Below are 18,182 nucleotides of genomic sequence, written 5' to 3'. Positions count from 1 at the left end.
CAGCGTTCAATCAAACATGAACAATGCATCGTTACTGTATTGGGCCTCGAACCGATTGGCCGGCATCGGCCGTCCGAACAGGTAACCCTGCACCTCGTCGCAACCGTGTTCCCTCAGGAAATCCAGCTGCTCATGGGTTTCCACGCCTTCAGCGATCACCGCCAGGTTGAGGCTGTGGGCCATGGCAATGATTGCCCGGGCAATTTGTGCATCTTGCTCGCCGCTGGGCAGGCCATCGACAAAGGTGCGGTCGATCTTCAGAACGTCGATCGGGAATTGCTTGAGGTAATTGAGCGATGAATAACCGGTACCGAAATCGTCGACTGCAATGCTCAGGCCGAGGTTTTTCAGGCCGTCGAGGATCTGCATCGCCTCGCTGACTTCGCGCATCAGGATACTTTCGGTCAGTTCCAGTTCCAGGCATGCCGGCGGCAGGCCGGTTTCCTTGAGGATGGTGGCAATTCGTGTGCCGAGCTGACCATCGGAGAACTGCCGCGCCGAGATGTTCACCGACACCTTCGGCACCCGTACCCTGGCCTGATGCCAGGCCTTGAGTTGGCGGCAGGCTTCGCTGATCACCCAGTCGCCGACATCCACCACCAGTCCGAGCTCTTCGAGCACCGGGATGAAATCCCCTGGCGGCACCAGCCCGCGGCGTGGATGACGCCAGCGCAACAGCGCCTCGGCGCCGGTCAGGCGCTTGCCGTCACCGCTGAACTGCGGCTGGTAATACAGCACGAATTCGTTCTGTTCCAGGGCATGGCGCAAGTCGCTTTCCAGCTCCAGTCGCTCCAGCGCACTGGCGTTCATGTCCGCCTGATAGAACTGGAAGTTGTTCTTGCCACGCTCCTTGGCGTGGTACATCGCGGTGTCGGCGTTCTTCATCAACTGGCTGAGTTCGTTGCCGTCCTGCGGACTCAGGGCGATGCCGATACTGGCCGTGACGAAGAACTCGCGACCTTCGAGTACGAAGGGTTTCACCAGGCTGGCAAGAATCTGTTCGGCCACATGGATCGCCCGGTTCAGGGCGATTTCACGGTTGGCTCGCGGTTGCAGGAGCAAGGTGAATTCGTCACCGCCCATGCGCGCCACGGTGTCGTCATCGGCGACGCAACCGAGCAGGCGCGTGGCCATTTCCTTGAGCATGCGGTCGCCGGCGGCGTGGCCCAGGGAGTCGTTGATCGGCTTGAAGCGGTCGAGGTCGAGGAACATCAGCACCACCCACGACTTCTGCCGTTCGGCCGATTGCAGTGCCGTGTGCAGGCGATCCTGGAACAGCGAACGGTTGGGCAGGTGGGTCAGGGCATCGTAGTAGGCGAGGCGGTGAATCCGCTGCTCGCTGGCCTTGCGCTCACTGATGTCGCTGAAGAAACACACATAACTGGCCAGGTCGCCTTCATCGTCGAGCACGGCGGTGATCCCGACCCAGGCCGGGTAATGCTCGCCATTACGGCGCTTGAGCCAGACTTCGCCTTCCCAGGTGCTGTGCTGGCCCAATTGCTTGAGCACGTAACGCAGATGGGCTTCCTGCTGGTCGTCGACCGTCAGCATGTTCGGCAACTGGTCGAGGACCTGCTCCATGGCGTAACCGCTGACACGACTGAAGGCTTCGTTGGCCTGGACGATGTAGCCGGCCGGGTCGGTGATCAGGATCGCCGAGGTCGAGTGTTCGAATACCGTGGCGGCCATGCGCAGGTCTTTTTCGGCCCGGCGTTGCTGGCTGATGTCGCGGCCGACGCCGAGCACGCCTTCGAACGTGCCGTGTTCGTCCCAGACCAATACCAGGCGCAGTTCGATCGGGATCTTGCGCCCGTCGGCCCGCAGGCAATCGAACAGGAACAGCTGGGTTTGCACCTGGCTGCGCAGCAACGCCAGTTGGTCCGGTTGATCCAGCGCTTTGCTGACCCGGTCCATCAGGTGGTAGATGCCGGTCAGTTGTTGCGGGTTGGCGATGGTCGATTGCCAGCCGTTCTGGAAAATCCACTCGGCGTCGTAACCCAGCACCGCTTGCACCGAAGGGCTGACGTAATTGAGGTTGAGGCGGCTGTCGGTGGAGAAGATCACGTCGCTGATGCTTTCGGCGAGCATCCGGTAGCGCTGCTCGCTGTCGCGCAGGGACTCGCTGGCTTCGATCTGGTCGGTGATGTCCTTGGCCACGCCGATGATCCGCGTGACCTGGTCGTTCTTGTCCCGGGCCAGTGCCTGCTCGCGAATCTCGAAGCGTCGCCACTGGCCGTCCCGATGGCGGAAGCGCAACTGGCACTGCATCAATTGGCGATAACCGGCCTGACGCTGGATCTGGCGGGAGCGATGGTAGTAGTCGGCGTCTTCGGGATGCAGGAGGATTTCCCAGAAGTACTCGCCCATCTGGTGCAGTTCGGTGCGGTTGTAACCCAGGGTCTGGCCCAGGTGATGGTTGCTGTAGATCATGCGCTGGCTGATCACATCCTGCACATACAGGTGATCCGGCACAGTGCGCACCACGTCCGACCAGAAACCTTCGCGCTCCTGCAGCGACAGTTCGATGAGCTTGCGGCTAGTGATGTCGGTGATGCTCAGGATCACTGCTTTATAGTCGTCCGGGGTTTGCGGCAGGCGCAGCACCAGCCACAGGTGCTGGTCGCGACCACTGGCGTCCTGGAGCTTGATTTCCAGCTCGAGCTGTTGCTGCTGGTTGAGCATCGCATCGAGCACCTGGTCGCCGATGGTGGTGCCGTCTTGTGGATTACCGTCGATCAGCAGTTTCCAGGCTTTGTCGGCGCTATCGACATTAAGCAGTTGCAGCGCTACCTGGTTGACCTCTGTGATCCGCAGTTCCTTGAGCAATGGCCGGCGTTGCTCCGGGATCGCCAGCCACGCTTGCAGTTGCTCGCTGCCCTGCAGCTGTGCCTTGTCGAAAAAGACCTTGAGCCCGGACATGTCGAGGACGCACAAGGCCACGCCGGTGCCTTCGAAAATGTCCTGGTAGCGCCGGCGGCCTTCATTCAGCTGGCGTTGACGCCGGCGCGTGTTGAGCAAGGCGAGGAACGGCAGCATGGAAAACGCCAGGCCCAGCAGGCATTTGCCGATGAATGCCGGCAGCAGCTCTTCCAGCACGCGCTGGCGGTCGAACAAGCCGCGCAGTTGCCAATCGCTGCTGCTCAGCGCAACGGTCAGCACGCTGTTGGCGACATCGTCCGCGGTCAGCGTGCCCGGATTGACCGAGGGCAGCGCTTCGTCACGGCTGATGATCTGATGATTGATGCGGTTCTCCACCAGCCACAACGGGCGGCCGCCGGCCTCGCGTTGCTTGGTCAGGGACGAAAAGAAGGTGGGTGTCAGGCGCAAGACCCAATAGCCTCGGGAACTGCCGCTGGCCTGATGCAACAATAAATGCACCACGGAACCGTCGGTGGCGTTGCTGAAATAGTGCGCCTGGGCGTGGCTGCGGCGTACCAGTTCACCCAGGTAGTCGCTGTCATCGCTGACGGGAGCGCTGTCGCTGATGACTCTTCCCGAGGGGCTGAGCAACGCCAGGCTGCGCAGATCAGGCAGCGACTGTTGCAACTTGCGCAACAGGGCCTGCAGTTCATCGGCGTCCCGCGGTTGCTCGACGATCGGTAACAGGTTGAGGGCGATCTGTGCGTTGAGCGCCATGTTCAGGCTGACCTGCGCGGCCAGATCGGCGGTGTAGTCGATGGTGTACTGGCGCTGGTTCTTCTGGGTTTCCCGCAGTTGGTCGAGCAACTGCCAGAACAGCAGGGCCAGCAGCAACAATACGAGTGTCGCCAAGGTGCCCTTCAAGGTTCCGCGCAGGGGGGAGCCGGGCGCTGTGGCCGGCGCACTGGAAGTCAGAGGCGGAGGGACAATGGACAAGCTGTAATCCTGCGGTATGGCTGGACTGGCGCGACGTGCACTATAAGCCGGACGCCCGAAGGGCGGCTAGCATGCCTTGAGTTGTGGCGAAGTGCCAGCCCCTGCCCGTCGGCTGGACTGCCACCGGTCATTCAGGTAGCTTTGCCGGTTACGCGGGAGCCCAGACACTGCTAAAACTACTGCTCTCGGAAATACTGCGTTGAAAACAGGCTCGGACTGCTCATTTACAACTCGTAAACTCCGCGTCCTCGCCTGTTTTCGCCTTGTCTTTCCTTCGCTCGTTACATTTTAACAGCGTCTGGACCAGCTCCTAGACTCAGACTTTTTCAGCGTCGCCTCTTACGGACGACGCGCACGGTCTGGCCCGGGCATCGCCTGCGCTCCAATCATTCATCTGTCACTGACCCAAGGTTCTCCATGGCTCAATACGTATTCACCATGCATCGGCTGGGCAAAGTTGTTCCGCCGAAGCGGGAAATCCTGAAAAACATTTCTCTGTCGTTCTTCCCCGGCGCCAAGATCGGCGTACTCGGCCTCAACGGTTCGGGTAAGTCCACGCTGCTGAAAATCATGGCCGGCGTCGACACCGAGTTCGAGGGCGAAGCCCGTCCGATGCCGGAGCTGAATATCGGTTATCTGCCGCAAGAGCCGATCCTGGACCCGACCAAGACCGTGCGTGAAGTGGTCGAGGAAGCGGTCAGCGTGATCAAGAACGCCCAGGCTCGCCTGGATGAGGTCTACGCGGCTTACGCTGAAGAAGACGCCGACTTCGACAAACTGGCTGCCGAACAGGCCAAGCTCGAAGCGATCCTGCAGGCCAGTGACGGTCACAACCTCGATCGTCAACTGGAAGTCGCCGCCGACGCGCTGCGTCTGCCGGCCTGGGACGCCAAGGTTGAAGTCCTGTCCGGTGGTGAGAAGCGTCGTGTGGCCCTGTGCCGCCTGCTGCTGTCCGCCCCGGACATGCTGCTGCTCGACGAACCGACCAACCACCTGGACGCCGACTCCGTTGCGTGGCTTGAGCACTTCCTGCACGACTTCCCGGGCACCGTGGTCGCGATCACGCACGACCGTTACTTCCTGGACAACGTTGCCGGCTGGATCCTGGAGCTCGACCGCGGCGCGGGCATTCCTTACGAGGGTAACTATTCGGGTTGGCTGGAAGCCAAGTCCGATCGTCTGGCTGCCGAATCCAAGCAGCAGTCGGCCCACGAAAAAGCCATGAAGGAAGAACTGGAGTGGGTGCGCAAAGGCGCCAAGGCCCGCCAGTCGAAATCCAAGGCTCGTCTGCAACGCTTCGAAGAAATGCAGTCGCAGGAATTCCAGAAACGCAGCGAAACCAACGAGATCTACATCCCGGCCGGTCCGCGCCTGGGCGACAAGGTCATCGAATTCAAGAACGTCACCAAGGGCTATGGCGACCGCGTGCTGATCGACAACCTGTCGTTCTCCATGCCTAAAGGCGCCATCGTTGGCGTGATCGGCGGTAACGGTGCCGGTAAGTCGACACTGTTCCGCATGCTGATGGGCAAGGAAACGCCGGATTCGGGCAGCATCGAAGTCGGTGAAACCGTGCAGCTTGCTTGTGTGGATCAGAGCCGCGAGGACCTGGACGGCAGCAAGACCGTGTTCCAGCAGATCTCCGACGGTTCCGACCAGATTCGCATCGGCAACTACGAGATCCCGTCGCGTACCTATGTCGGTCGCTTCAACTTCAAGGGCGGCGACCAGCAGAAGTTCGTCAAGGACCTGTCCGGTGGTGAGCGCGGTCGCTTGCACCTGGCCCTGACCCTGAAGGAGGGCGGCAACGTCCTGCTGCTCGACGAACCGTCCAACGACCTCGACGTCGAAACTCTGCGTTCCCTGGAAGAAGCCCTGCTGGACTTCCCGGGCGCCGCCATTGTGATCTCCCACGACCGGTGGTTCCTGGACCGCGTCGCGACTCACATCCTGGCGTACGAAGACGACTCGCAAGCGGTGTTCTTCGAAGGCAACTACACCGAGTACGAAGCCGATCGTAGAAAACGCCTCGGCGAAGCGGCTGCACAGCCGCACCGTGTACGGCACAAGAAACTGGCCTGATTTCGGGTTGGTTGCATAAGGAGCGGAGCCTTCGGGCTCCGTTTTTTTGTGCTTTTTTTCAGCGATACCGCGGCGCATTCATCGCGAGCAAGCTCGCTCCCACAGGGTTTTGTGGAGGCCACAAATCCCAATCCAGCATACATCCCTTGTGGGAGCGAGCCTGCTCGCGATGGCGGTGTACCTGATGGTGCAAGACTTGAATTGTGAATCCCCATTCAGGTGCAAGAATGGTCAAAAAACCAGGTTAATTTATATCCTGTGCACCATTTAATTTCATAATCGCGACATTTTGCGCTGTTCCTGTGCGCGAATCGTTTGTTACAGTCCGGCTCAATCACCTCCAACGACAATAAATTTGCCGAGACTTTTCCATGATCGAATCCGTCGAATCCTTCCTTGCGCGCTTGAAAAAACGCGACCCGGACCAACCCGAATTTCACCAGGCTGTCGAAGAAGTCCTGCGTACCCTGTGGCCGTTTCTTGAAGCCAATCCGCATTACCTGACCTCCGGCATCCTGGAACGCATCTGCGAGCCGGAGCGGGCGGTGGTGTTTCGCGTGTCGTGGGTCGACGATCAGGGCAAGGTCCAGGTCAATCGTGGCTTCCGCATCCAGATGAACAGCGCGATCGGGCCGTACAAGGGTGGCCTGCGTTTCCATCCGTCGGTGAACATGGGCGTCCTGAAATTCCTCGCCTTCGAGCAGACCTTCAAAAACTCCCTGACGTCATTGCCCATGGGCGGCGGCAAGGGCGGTTCGGACTTCGACCCCAAAGGCAAAAGCGACGCGGAAGTCATGCGCTTCTGCCAGGCCTTCATGAGCGAGTTGTACCGCCACATCGGTGCTGACGTCGACGTACCGGCCGGTGATATCGGTGTCGGCGCGCGGGAAATCGGTTTCCTGTTTGGCCAGTACAAGCGCCTGAGCAACCAGTTCACCAGCGTGCTGACCGGCAAAGGCCCAAGCTACGGCGGCAGCCTGATTCGCCCGGAAGCCACCGGTTTCGGTTGCGTGTACTTCGCCGAAGAAATGCTCAAGCGTCGCGGCCTGGCCGTTGAAGGTAAACGCGTAGCGATCTCCGGCTCCGGCAACGTTGCGCAATACGCAGCGCGCAAGGTCATGGATCTGGGCGGTAAAGTGATTTCGCTGTCCGACTCCGAAGGCACCTTGTATTGCGAAAGCGGTTTGACCGAGGAGCAATGGCTGGCGGTACTGGAACTGAAAAATGTACAGCGCGGGCGCATCCGTGAACTGGCCGGTCGCTTTGGCCTGGAGTTCCGCGCCGGTGAGCTGCCATGGAGTCTGAGCTGCGACATCGCGCTGCCGTGCGCGACGCAAAACGAACTGGATGCCGAAGCCGCTCGCACCTTGCTGCGCAACGGCTGCATCTGCGTGGCCGAAGGCGCGAACATGCCGACCACTCTCGAGGCGGTGGACCTGTTCATCGAAGCCGACATTCTGTTCGCGCCGGGCAAGGCGTCCAACGCCGGTGGTGTAGCGGTGAGCGGGCTGGAAATGTCGCAGAACGCCATGCGCCTGGCATGGACCGGCGGCGAAGTGGACAGCAAGCTGCACGCGATCATGCAGTCGATTCACCACGCTTGCGTGCATTACGGTGAGGAGGACGGCCGGGTCAACTACGTCAAGGGCGCAAACATTGCCGGCTTCGTCAAGGTCGCCGATGCCATGCTGGCCCAGGGCGTTGTCTAAGCCGGTTCGATACGGATCACCTCAATCAGTTGATCCCCGGCAGGGCGCTGCCACAGCACTTCATCGTTGAGTCGCGCACCGAGCAGTGCCCGTCCCAGTGGTGAACCCCAATTGATCAGGCCGTGGGCGGCATCGGCCTGATCTTCGCCCACCAGTTGTACCCGGCGCTCGGTGGCGTGCTCATCGGCGTAGGTCACCCAACTGCCGATCTGCACTTTCTCGGTCGACGTCGCGGTGGGTACTACCTGAGCGCTGCCCAGGCGCTGCTTGAAGTAACGCAGATCACGTTCGAGATCCGCCAGGCGCTGCTTGTCGGCCTGCTCGCCTTTTGCCGATTGTTCGGCGTGCAGGGTTTGCAGTTCGGTGACTTTTCCCTGCAACAGGTTCAGGCCTTGCGGCGTGACGTAATTGGGCTGCGCGCTGATCTGCCGTTCGACTGGCTGATCGGCTTGCGCGGCGGCGTTATCTTCATTGACGAAGGCACGGCTCATGGAATTCTCCCGGTATAGGATTTGGGCCATGGTCGCAGGCATTTGGTTTCACTGGATGTCTGAAAGCGACTTATGGCGAGTGACAGGCCCGGGCGGCGGCCTGATCCTTCTGCTGCTGCCAGGCTTTAAAGCAAGCCATCCCACATACCACCACGTCTCACTCTCCCAAGCCGATACGCGACTCATAGATAAAGTCTAGAAGTGGATTCGTCGGGGGGGGTGAAAGGTGTGCATGCATTTTGTTGAACGCCACATAACCCCTGTGGGAGCGAGTGGTGTGTCAGGTCAGTAGTGATACCACTTCAGCTCAAGCATCACTTCGTTCTCGGCCGTCGCCAAATGGCTGAACTCGCGCTGGGCGCTCAGGCGCAGTCCGAGGTTGCGGGATATTTCCCATTGCTGATTCAGGCTCAGGCTACGGCGCACTTCTCCATTGGCGAAAAAGTCGCCCTTGGCTTCCAGGCTCAGGTTGCCCAGCGGGTTTTTCCACAGCACACCCGTGTTGAAGCCAGCGGCCGGAACAATGAACGCGGCGAAGTCGTTGTTGTGCTCGATACGTACCGTGCCCAAGGCAAAGCCGAGCATGTCATCGCCCAGTTGCCATGTGCCACCACCACCGCCGTTGGCGTGGCTGACCAGGGTCTGGTCATCGTGCTTGCCCGGCACTCGCTCCAGACCGCCGGTGACTTGCCATGACAGCGGTTGCAGCAGCTCGTTACGCGGAGTCATGGAGCGAATGGTGGCCAGGTCCAGTTGCTGCACTTGCCAGTCATTGCCTTCGTACTGGCGCAGTTTCAATTGGAGGATTTCGATCTGCGCGCCGAGGGGAAAGCTTTCATTGTTGTCATTGAGGTCGTGATAAGCCATGCGCAAGCCATATTCGCCAAAGGCTTTATCGCCACGGGTGCCGAGGCCGAGCTGCCAGGTGCGCGACTCGTGACCGTCCTCAGGCAGGCCTGGTTGCGGGATATCCAGTTCCGGCGCCGGGTTCTGGTTGATTGCCCGCAGCAGTTCAAAGCTGCGCTGGGCGCGCGCGGGATCGCGTTCCTGGCCGTTGGCGCGGTAACGCTCCAGACGATAGGCCGCATCGATGATCAGCGCCTGACGGTCGCGGGGTTGCGCCTTGAACGCCGGGTCTTGCAATTGTTTCTGATCGGCGCTGACTTTCAGCACCCATTGCTGTTCTTCAGGATTCAACGGCTCGGCGCGGCTGAGCAGTTCGCGCTCACGGGACGGACGATACTGGATGGACTCCACCAGTCCGGCATTTTTCACGGCTTTGACGGTGTCGGTCGGGATGGCCGTGAGCGGGAATTGCTCGGTCAGGCGCAGGCCCGGGCGGGCCACTTGCAGCAGTTCCAGCAAGCGGTATGAGCAGTTTTCGTCGAAGAAGAAATAGTCGAACTTGATCTGTTTCAGCTCCCAGACATGCTCGACCATGCGCGCGGTTTCCTGTTGGGTCAGGTTCAGGCGGTACTCCCACAGGTCGCGGTTTTCCAGGCTGCGGTATTCCGAGAGCTTTTCCTGATAGGGCACCATCGCGAACAGGCCGGGATAGCCGCCCATCAGGCCTTTCCAGGCATAGATGATGCTGTTGTCCGAGCCCTCGATGTAGGCGCCGAAGTTGATCGCGTAACTGAGCAGAGAAGTCTTGTCGCTCTTCACTTCGGCCTGGTCGATGCGCAACAGGGTATGGCCGAACATCGAGGACGGGCTGTTCAGGTAAGCCGCCGGGAAGATCATCACCGCGCTGTCGGGCGAGACGTCCTTGAACCATTGCTTGAACCCGGCGCAGTCCGGCGTTGGCAGGCCGGTCAGGCCGAGTTGTTCTTTCAGCCAGCGGGTGCGGGCCGGGTAGACGCATTGAGCGTGTGTTTCACCGGCACTGGGCGGGGCGTACAAGGCTTGTACGGTCGCCGCCAGTTCATGGTCCGGATGTTCATTGCCGTCAGGGGCGAGGAAGAACCTGCGGTCACTGACATAGCTGCGCCAGCCGCCGAGCTTGGCGGTTTCGTAATGGCCCAGGGATATCCAGAAAGGGTCGTTGGCCAGTTGCTGCAAACGTTGTGGGTCGATGTTAGGCGAGGCGGACAGCGGGGCGCAGACACACAGCGCCAGCCAGGCAAGGCGTTTGAGCATAGAAGGCAACTTAACTCGAAATAAATAAAGACCCGGCGCGGTTGATGCTTTCCCCTGTAGGAGCTGGCTTGCCAGCGATGGTCTCTAAGGCGCCGCGTTTATCCAGCAGACACGCGTCATCGTTAACGACCATCGCTGGCAAGCCAGCTCCTACAGTACGCAGGCATCACCCAAAGAGGGGCAGGTCCAAAAAATAAAACCCGCTTCCCGAAAGAAGCGGGGGCGGGTCGAGCTTAAGCTTGAGTCGCGTACTTGGCCAGACGAGGGTCGGCTTTGAGCACGGCCAGGGTATTGGTATGCACGTCTTCTGCGGTCACGTCAGCTTTGCTGAAGATCTGCTGGAAGTGCTCGTGAGTGACGGCGGCGAAGTGCGCACGGTCTTCCGGTGCCACGCCCAGTACCACGGCATAGGTGGTCAGCGCTTCGCCCTGCCCCTTGGCCATGTCTTCGGACAGTTCGTTCATCATGCCATTCATGGCAAACCAGGATTTGCCGCCATAGGTCAGCGCCGAATTGGTTGCGCAACCGTTGGTGCCGGAGGTCATGCCGAAGGTTGCGTTGCCGGAGGTGCCGTTGGTGGTGGATGCCAGGAAGTGAGCCGGAGTACCACGCTGGCCTTCGAACAGCATGTTGCCCCAACCGCAATCCGGGCCGCCTGGCGCTTGCGCCATGGCATTGATGGATACAGCGGTGAAGAGAGTACCAAGAAGAATCCGTTTCATAGCTTTGTTCTCTTTGTGTGCATACCAATAGACAAGGGATTCTGGCCCCAGCTCTGCACGCAAACTGCCTGCGCGACGATCATACTGCGTTGAAAGCAGGCTCGGAATGCTCATGTAGGTCCCTACACTCCGCTTCCTCGCCTGCTTTCGCCTTGCCTGATCGCCGCTCGGCGAGTTTTCCTGCAGACCCTTCCGGTGCCAGTGGGCCGGGCATTAGCCCAGCCGCGCAGTTTGGAGTTTAGGCGCGATCACGGGGTTCCGTGATTTTTTGCAAAACATTCATGGGAAACACCGGCGCAAGCCCGGCCCGCCTGGGGTTGGCCGATTGACGATGCTCAGGCCTGCGGCGCTCCTTGCCAGTCGGGCATGGGCAGCGCCAGAATGCTGCCATCTGCCCCGCCTGATTGTAAGGAAGCCCGATGCCTGATCCTGTTGCTGCCAGCTTGCGTCTAGCGCCCGAAGCGCTGACCCGTCCGTTTTCCGCTGAACAGTTCAGCTTCTCTACCACCAATGATCTGGAGCCCTTTCGCGGTGTGCTTGGCCAGGAACGCGCGGTCGAAGCCTTGCAGTTCGGTGTGGCCATGCCACGCCCCGGTTACAACGTATTCGTCATGGGCGAGCCCGGCACTGGCCGGTTCTCGTTCGTCAAACGCTACCTCAAGGCCGAAGGCAAGCGCCTGCAGACCCCGGCGGACTGGGTCTACGTCAACAACTTCGATGAACCGCGCGAACCACGTGCCCTGGAGTTGCCGTCGGGCACTGCCGGTAACTTCATTGGTGATATCAACGTGTTGATCGACAACCTGCTGGCGACATTTCCGGCAGTCTTCGAGCATCCGTCCTACCAGCAGAAGAAAAGCGGCATCGACCGCGCCTTCAACCAGCGCTACGACAAGGCCCTGGACGTCATCGAGCGTCTGGCCCTGGAAAAGGACGTCGCGCTGTACCGCGACGCCAGCAATATCGCCTTCACCCCAATGGGCGACGGCAAGGCGTTGGACGAAGCTGAGTTTGCCCAGTTGCCGGAAGCCGAGCGCGACCGCTTTCACGAGGATATTTCGGCACTGGAGGAGCGCCTGAACGAAGAACTCGCCAGCCTGCCACAATGGAAGCGCGAGTCGAGCAATCAGCTGCGTCATCTGAACGAAGAAACCATCACCCTGGCCTTGCAGCCATTGTTGTCGCCATTGTCGGAGAAGTACGCCGAGAACGCGGCGGTATGCGGTTATCTGCAAGCGATGCAGGTGTACTTGCTCAAGACCGTGGTCGAGCAGTTGGTAGATGACAGCAAGACCGACGCAGTCGCCCGCAAATTGCTGGAAGAACAATACGCGCCGAGCCTGGTGGTCGGTCACTCGGCCAGCGGCGGTGCGCCGGTGGTGTTCGAGCCGCACCCGACCTACGAAAACCTTTTCGGGCGCATCGAATACAGCACCGATCAGGGCGCGCTGTACACCACCTATCGCCAACTGCGGCCGGGTGCCTTGCACCGGGCCAACGGCGGTTTCCTGATCCTTGAAGCGGACAAAATGCTCAGCGAGCCATTCGTGTGGGATGCGCTGAAACGAGCCCTGCAATCGCGCAAGCTGAAAATGGAATCGCCACTCGGTGAGCTGGGTCGTCTGGCCACCGTCACCCTGACCCCGCAACACATTCCGTTGCAGGTCAAGGTCGTCATCATCGGGGCCCGTCAGCTGTATTACACGCTGCAAGACCTCGATCCGGACTTCCAGGAGATGTTCCGCGTCCTGGTGGATTTCGACGAAGACATCCCGATGGTCGACGAGAGCCTGGAGCAGTTCGCCCAGTTGCTCAAGACCCGCACTTCCGAAGAAGGCATGGCACCTCTGACCGCCGATGCGGTGGCACGCCTGGCGACCTATAGTGCGCGTCTGGCGGAGCACCAGGGGCGCTTGTCGGCGCGTATCGGTGATTTGTTCCAGCTGGTCAGCGAGGCGGATTTCATTCGTCACCTGGCTGGCGATGAAATGACCGACGCGGGGCACATCGAGCGCGCGCTCAAGGCCAAGGCCACGCGGACCGGGCGGGTGTCGGCGCGGATTCTCGACGACATGCTGGCCGGGATCATCCTGATCGACACCGCTGGCGCAGCGGTCGGCAAGTGCAACGGCTTGACCGTGCTGGAAGTCGGCGACTCGGCTTTCGGTGTGCCGGCGCGGATTTCCGCCACGGTGTACCCGGGTGGCAGCGGTATCGTCGATATCGAGCGCGAGGTCAACCTCGGCCAGCCAATCCACTCCAAAGGCGTGATGATCCTTACCGGTTATCTGGGCAGCCGCTACGCCCAGGAGTTTCCCCTGGCGATTTCCGCGAGCATCGCCCTGGAGCAATCCTACGGTTATGTCGATGGCGACAGTGCTTCCCTTGGCGAGGCTTGCACCCTGATTTCGGCCTTGTCGAAAACCCCGCTCAAGCAGTGCTTTGCCATCACAGGTTCCATCAACCAGTTCGGCGAAGTGCAGGCGGTCGGCGGGGTCAACGAGAAGATCGAGGGCTTCTTCCGGCTGTGCGAAGCCCGCGGGTTGACCGGTGAGCAGGGAGCAATCATTCCTCATGCCAACGTCGCCACGCTGATGCTTGACGAGAAGGTGCTGGCGGCTGTGCGTGCGGGGCAGTTCCATGTCTACGCGGTCCGTCAGGCCGACGAAGCCTTGAGCTTGTTGGTCGGTGAGCCGGCCGGCGAGCCGGACGAGAATGGCGAGTTCCCTGAAGGCAGCGTGAACGCGCGGGTCGTGGAGCGTCTGCGGGTTATCGCGGAAATGATCAGCGAAGATGATCTGAAGGAAGCCGAGAAGGAGTTGGCGCAAGAGGCATTGGCGGAAACCAAACCGGCTTGATGCACACTTGAGCTAACTCACACCGCTCTACTGTGGGAGCGAGCCTGCTCGCGATGAGGGACTGACATTCAACCCATGTGTTGAATGACGGTCCGCTTTCGCGAGCAGGCTCGCTCCCACATTTTTATGTATGGATTACTGGAAAAGTGTCGTCGAAATGACGTCAATATTCACACTATGACCATTCGGCGCCTTTCGGTCCTGCTCCGGTCTGCAAGCCAGACTTTTCTTCTATTCTCTGCTCAAGGATGTCGACAGTAATCACAGGATCGAAACAGCCTTCCCATGGGGGCTGAATACCGGATCTACCGAGGGTCGCCGCCATGTCGCGCAACCTCTGCCTCACCCGTCAATGCCTGGGCCTTGTGACCCGTATCGAATGTGCCATCCGTCCATTGGCGGGAGATACGGGCATGTGGACTCTGCTGTTCGCCGCCGGAATGGCCGGTGAACAACCTTCGGCCATCAAGGCCCAAGGCCCGTTTCATGGTCCGTTCGTCGCTGAATCAATCCTCGACACCATCGTTGAAAGCCTGACCCTGCATGGCTACGAGTTGGCCGACGATCCGCAAATCTGGTGCCTGCATCTGCAAGCGCAACTGCGGGAAATCAACGGCGGTCGCTGCCGGAACATGGGCGGCTTCGAGTTCCACCCCGAGCACTGAGTGGCACTATTGATCAAGGCGTGTCATGTCGGCCTTGTCGAGTTTGACTTCGAAACCATATTGCACGGTGGCGAGGTCAGTGCGCTGGTAGGTTTCCAGGCGCGTAGGCTGCCCGTAGAAGTAATGCACGGCAAACTGCGCCGGACCCTGTGCGCTCGCGCCATGGCTGACCGATAGAATCTCCTTCAAGTAATTCCCGCTGTCGTCCTTGGCGAAAAAGCGCCAGTCCTGGGCGGGAAATGCCTTCAGGTCCACCACCAGTGCATTGTCTTTGAGCGCGAGGCCCTTGGGCAGTTGACGGGCTTCGACGGTTTGCTTGTCGACCGTGGCCAGGAACAGCGGCATCGAGCCCACCGCATAGGCCGGGGTTTGCGGAAACAGATTCAGGTCGTAAGTGATGATGCCGCGCAGGGGATCGATCTGGTACGCCTCGGACGGCAGTTCGATCGGCTCGTCGCGTTTGCCAAGCGTGTCTTCGGTAAAGAAGCTCACCGGACTTTCACCGGGGTTGAACGATGTGCCGAGCAGTTCATCGTTGAAGGTGCGCAGGTGAGTGAATTCGATTCGCGCAGCGCTGGGGTCGTCGACCGACTGACTGATGCTGACGTTCTTTTTCAGCTGATCCTCGCTCAGCGTTGCCCCTTTCAGCCAGCCCGCCGCCTGGTCGTCATAGACCACCACGGACAGGTTCAAGGGCTGGATGGACTTGTCCGTGGTATTGGCATCGAAGCGCCGGATCGGCAGGTCGAGGTCCTTTCGGGTGACCGTGACGGCGGAAAAATCCAGCAGGCTGACTTCGAGGGTTTCGATCGTCCCGTTGAAGTACACCTTCGAATAATGCCGAGCCTGCTGTTTCTCAAAGTTGCGTTGTTCTTCGTCGAGTTGTTTTTCCAGGGCCTCGCTCCAGCTTTTTTGCTGCTGCATCTTGGCCAGCTGTTGCTGATAGAAGGCAATTTGTACCGAGGTTTCGTTGATTGAGCCGGCGCGCGCAATGAGTTGCCCGGTGCTGTCCCTGGCCTGGACGATCAGCGGGTTGAGCGGCGTTTCACTGAGCTCGGGGGCCAGTGGCGCGCTGTTGTTGTATTCGATTTCCGCGTAGTTGTTCGTCAATGAGAGCAGGGTGACGCTCAGGTTGTCATTGGTGCGGGTCTGGCCTACGTCCTTTTTCGTCAGGTCGAAGCTGTAGAGACGGCGTGGCGCGATGACTTCGACTTTGCCTTGCAGGCTTACCGGTTGCGGTTGCTGCGTCCTGTCGATGTCGAGGCCTTCGATGAAGGGGTAGGCCACGGTCAGGTCATCGGGGTTGGTCAGGTTGGAGCTCGATGGGCTGAGCTGAATGCCGGGGTCGGTTTCCGACCACTCCGGCTGGAAGGGGATCACCCGTTTGTTGCTTAGCGTGACCGACTGCCATTCCAGGCCATGGGGAAACAAAAAAGCGGCAGGAACGCTGAAAGTGAAAGGGAACACTGGCTGCAAATCGGTCAGGTAGTCGGAACCGGAGTCCTTTTGCAACACGAATAACCCGTTGATGTAGGTGTCGACCAAGGCCTGCGGGCTCGGGTAGTGCTTGAGCATGGCGAGGGCGTCTTCGCCGTATTCGGTTTCCACCGGCTTGCTGTCGAGCTTGAGTTGCGCGCGTTCGAGCAGCAGCAGTGAGCCGCCCAGCTCCGACACGGCATCCTTGAGTTTCGGATCCTGGATGGCGTCCAGCGACTTTTCGAACTGCGCGGTTTTTTCTTCGAGACTGACCTGGCGTTTTTCGTCGCTGGGCGAGCAGCCGCTCAGCAGCAGCGCCAGGCAAATTCCGGCACTCGTCAAAGGCAATCGCACATCCATTTCCAGTCTTCCTGTCCGACATCACTGAGCAGCCAATGATTTGGACACTAGCAGAAAAACTTTGATACACCGGCGCAGGTGATGGATTTTTCGACGGTTTCTGGCAGCTTCTGGCTATAGACGGGTGGCTGGTATACTCGCGCCGTTTTCAGCCCAACATGTGAGATTCAATGGAACGCTTTATCGAAAATGCAATGTACGCCTCGCGCTGGCTGTTGGCGCCGATCTATTTCGGTCTGTCTCTCGGGCTGTTGGCGCTGGCACTGAAATTCTTTCAGGAAGTCTTCCACGTCATCCCGAACGTGTTTTCGATGGCCGAATCGGACTTGATCCTGGTACTGCTGTCTCTGATCGACATGGCCCTGGTGGGCGGTCTGCTGGTGATGGTGATGATTTCCGGCTACGAGAACTTCGTCTCGCAACTGGACATCGACGACAGCAAGGAAAAGCTCAACTGGCTGGGCACCATGGACTCTTCGTCGCTGAAGATGAAGGTAGCCGCATCGATCGTGGCGATCTCGTCCATTCACCTGCTGCGCATCTTCATGGACGCCAAGAACGTCGATCCTGAACATTTGCAGTGGTACGTGATCATCCACATGACCTTCGTGGTCTCGGCATTTGCCATGGGTTACCTGGATAAAGTCACCAAGCACTGATCCATTGCCGGCCCCATGAAACACGCCGCCCGTCTGTTGCAAAACAGACGGGCGGCGTCGTTTGTGGCTTGTGCTTTGATGCGCCGAAGCCTATCCCTGTAAAGAGGCTCGTTACTGCGTGAGGTGCGCTCATGAACCTGCAAGAGTTGAATGCGTATGCCGTCGCCGGGAAGGTCGATGAGCTGAACCTGATCTCGATGGAGGGCGGCATCTATCTGCTGGAGGCGCGGATGCACGGCACGGCGTATCCCTTGAGCGATACGCACGGGCATATGATGAGCCTGCGTTCGGTGGAGCATGCCCGTGATGTGCTGCGCTCCTTTCCCAAGTTGCACTTCAACCTCGTGCACACGGTCGTGCATGACGAAATGTGCGGTCTGGTTGCCGATGTGGAGGAAAACCTGAAGGTGCCGATCGCCTGAGGTCCCTCATCAATGGCATGACATCTGTGCTAGTCTGCTGGCCCTTTTGGTTCCGGGCGCTCCGGGACGCGCTGTGCACGCATGGCAAGTTCCCGAGCCGTCCGCACAGCGGAGCAGTGTCATGTCCGAAGTAAATCTGTCCACCGACGAAACCCGCGTCAGCTACGGTATTGGCCGTCAGCTGGGCGACCAACTGCGCGACAACCCGCCACCGGGCGTAAGCCTGGACGCGATCCTGGCAGGTCTGACCGACGCATTCGCCGGCAAGCCAAGCCGTGTGGGTCAGGAAGAAATGTCCGCCAGCTTCAAAGTCATCCGTGAAATCATGCAGGCCGAAGCTGCAGCCAAGGCTGAAGCGGCTGCTGGCGAAGGCCTGGCCTTCCTGGCTGAAAACGCCAAGCGTGACGGCATCACCACTCTGGCTTCCGGCCTGCAGTTCGAAGTCCTGACCGCTGGCGAAGGCGCCAAGCCATCCCGTGAAGACTCCGTGCGTACTCACTACCACGGCACTCTGATCGACGGCACTGTGTTCGACAGCTCCTACGAGCGCGGCGAGCCTGCGGAATTCCCGGTTGGCGGCGTGATCGCCGGCTGGACCGAAGCCCTGCAACTGATGAACGCCGGCAGCAAATGGCGTCTGTACGTGCCGAGCGAACTGGCTTACGGCGCTCAAGGCGTTGGCAGCATCCCGCCGCACAGCGTACTGGTATTCGACGTCGAGTTGCTCGACGTTCTGTAATACCC

12 protein-coding genes are annotated in these 18,182 nt (G+C 59.9%); 7 read left to right on the top strand and 5 right to left on the bottom strand.

All coding sequences use genetic code 11. From position 1 onward, the window contains the following. Window positions 1-6: 6 nt before the first annotated feature. Window positions 7-3,855: an EAL domain-containing protein gene (locus ACM6J5_RS05870; RefSeq protein ID WP_414927996.1), complete on the bottom strand. Its 3,849-nt coding sequence runs from the start codon at window positions 3,853-3,855 to the stop codon at window positions 7-9. A 417-nt stretch (window positions 3,856-4,272) separates the two neighbouring features. On the opposite strand from ACM6J5_RS05870, the gene ettA reads away from it, so the two are divergent. Further along, entirely contained in the window at window positions 4,273-5,937 is a 1,665-nt protein-coding gene (gene ettA / locus ACM6J5_RS05865) for an energy-dependent translational throttle protein EttA (RefSeq protein ID WP_095942058.1), read from the top strand. 371 nt (window positions 5,938-6,308) lie between these two features. Further along, the gene (gene gdhA, locus ACM6J5_RS05860) at window positions 6,309-7,646 is read left to right on the top strand and encodes an NADP-specific glutamate dehydrogenase (RefSeq protein ID WP_414927995.1); all 1,338 of its coding nucleotides are present in this window, start codon (window positions 6,309-6,311) and stop codon (window positions 7,644-7,646) included. On the opposite strand, the gene ACM6J5_RS05855 is transcribed toward gdhA, so the two are convergent. From ACM6J5_RS05855 to ACM6J5_RS05845, 3 genes are all read right to left on the bottom strand, one after another. Beyond that, complete coding sequence (locus tag ACM6J5_RS05855) at window positions 7,643-8,137, bottom strand: GreA/GreB family elongation factor (protein WP_095942060.1); 495 nt, start codon at window positions 8,135-8,137, stop codon at window positions 7,643-7,645. The genes gdhA and ACM6J5_RS05855 overlap by 4 nt on opposite strands. Window positions 8,138-8,422: 285 nt before the next feature. Beyond that, the gene (locus tag ACM6J5_RS05850) at window positions 8,423-10,276 is read right to left on the bottom strand and encodes a DUF4105 domain-containing protein (protein WP_414927994.1); all 1,854 of its coding nucleotides are present in this window, start codon (window positions 10,274-10,276) and stop codon (window positions 8,423-8,425) included. A gap of 233 nt (window positions 10,277-10,509) precedes the next feature. Continuing rightward, window positions 10,510-10,998: a DUF3015 domain-containing protein gene (locus ACM6J5_RS05845; protein ID WP_008052053.1), complete on the bottom strand. Its 489-nt coding sequence runs from the start codon at window positions 10,996-10,998 to the stop codon at window positions 10,510-10,512. Between the two features lie 419 nt (window positions 10,999-11,417). On the opposite strand from ACM6J5_RS05845, the gene ACM6J5_RS05840 reads away from it, so the two are divergent. After that, window positions 11,418-13,856 carry a Lon protease family protein gene (locus tag ACM6J5_RS05840; RefSeq protein WP_095942063.1) on the top strand — a complete coding sequence of 813 codons (2,439 nt, stop codon included), beginning with the start codon at window positions 11,418-11,420 and terminating at the stop codon, window positions 13,854-13,856. Between the two features lie 323 nt (window positions 13,857-14,179). Continuing rightward, the gene (locus ACM6J5_RS05835) at window positions 14,180-14,521 is read left to right on the top strand and encodes a hypothetical protein (RefSeq protein ID WP_008052055.1); all 342 of its coding nucleotides are present in this window, start codon (window positions 14,180-14,182) and stop codon (window positions 14,519-14,521) included. Between the two features lie 6 nt (window positions 14,522-14,527). On the opposite strand, the gene ACM6J5_RS05830 is transcribed toward ACM6J5_RS05835, so the two are convergent. Then, entirely contained in the window at window positions 14,528-16,357 is a 1,830-nt protein-coding gene (locus tag ACM6J5_RS05830) for a hypothetical protein (protein WP_414927993.1), read from the bottom strand. Window positions 16,358-16,527: 170 nt separating this feature from the next. Between ACM6J5_RS05830 and ACM6J5_RS05825 the strand changes: the two genes are divergently transcribed. From ACM6J5_RS05825 to ACM6J5_RS05815, 3 genes are all read left to right on the top strand, one after another. Next, entirely contained in the window at window positions 16,528-17,016 is a 489-nt protein-coding gene (locus tag ACM6J5_RS05825) for a TIGR00645 family protein (RefSeq protein ID WP_007970904.1), read from the top strand. A 131-nt stretch (window positions 17,017-17,147) separates the two neighbouring features. Continuing rightward, window positions 17,148-17,438 (top strand): DUF6482 family protein, encoded by a 291-nt coding sequence (locus ACM6J5_RS05820; protein WP_046041769.1) that lies wholly within the window; start codon window positions 17,148-17,150, stop codon window positions 17,436-17,438. A gap of 121 nt (window positions 17,439-17,559) precedes the next feature. Then, on the top strand, window positions 17,560-18,177 hold the full coding sequence (locus ACM6J5_RS05815; protein ID WP_008052058.1) for an FKBP-type peptidyl-prolyl cis-trans isomerase: 618 nt from the start codon (window positions 17,560-17,562) through the stop codon (window positions 18,175-18,177). Window positions 18,178-18,182 lie beyond the last annotated feature (5 nt).

Origin of the sequence: Pseudomonas sp. IT-P74, from assembly GCF_949768175.1 — a bacterium.
GTDB lineage: Bacteria > Pseudomonadota > Gammaproteobacteria > Pseudomonadales > Pseudomonadaceae > Aquipseudomonas.
This window is presented reverse-complemented; position numbering and strand designations above follow the sequence as displayed.

What these genes read in the sequence shown, in the direction of transcription:
- ACM6J5_RS05845 (WP_008052053.1), bottom strand. Translation starts at nt 10,998, where the DNA reads ATGAAACGGATTCTTCTTGGTACTCTCTTCACCGCTGTATCCATCAAT.
- ACM6J5_RS05820 (WP_046041769.1), top strand. Translation starts at nt 17,148, where the DNA reads ATGAACCTGCAAGAGTTGAATGCGTATGCCGTCGCCGGGAAGGTCGAT.
- gdhA (WP_414927995.1), top strand. Translation starts at nt 6,309, where the DNA reads ATGATCGAATCCGTCGAATCCTTCCTTGCGCGCTTGAAAAAACGCGAC.
- ACM6J5_RS05825 (WP_007970904.1), top strand. Translation starts at nt 16,528, where the DNA reads ATGGAACGCTTTATCGAAAATGCAATGTACGCCTCGCGCTGGCTGTTG.
- ACM6J5_RS05855 (WP_095942060.1), bottom strand. Translation starts at nt 8,137, where the DNA reads ATGAGCCGTGCCTTCGTCAATGAAGATAACGCCGCCGCGCAAGCCGAT.
- ettA (WP_095942058.1), top strand. Translation starts at nt 4,273, where the DNA reads ATGGCTCAATACGTATTCACCATGCATCGGCTGGGCAAAGTTGTTCCG.
- ACM6J5_RS05850 (WP_414927994.1), bottom strand. Translation starts at nt 10,276, where the DNA reads ATGCTCAAACGCCTTGCCTGGCTGGCGCTGTGTGTCTGCGCCCCGCTG.
- ACM6J5_RS05840 (WP_095942063.1), top strand. Translation starts at nt 11,418, where the DNA reads ATGCCTGATCCTGTTGCTGCCAGCTTGCGTCTAGCGCCCGAAGCGCTG.
- ACM6J5_RS05830 (WP_414927993.1), bottom strand. Translation starts at nt 16,357, where the DNA reads ATGGATGTGCGATTGCCTTTGACGAGTGCCGGAATTTGCCTGGCGCTG.
- ACM6J5_RS05815 (WP_008052058.1), top strand. Translation starts at nt 17,560, where the DNA reads ATGTCCGAAGTAAATCTGTCCACCGACGAAACCCGCGTCAGCTACGGT.
- ACM6J5_RS05835 (WP_008052055.1), top strand. Translation starts at nt 14,180, where the DNA reads ATGTCGCGCAACCTCTGCCTCACCCGTCAATGCCTGGGCCTTGTGACC.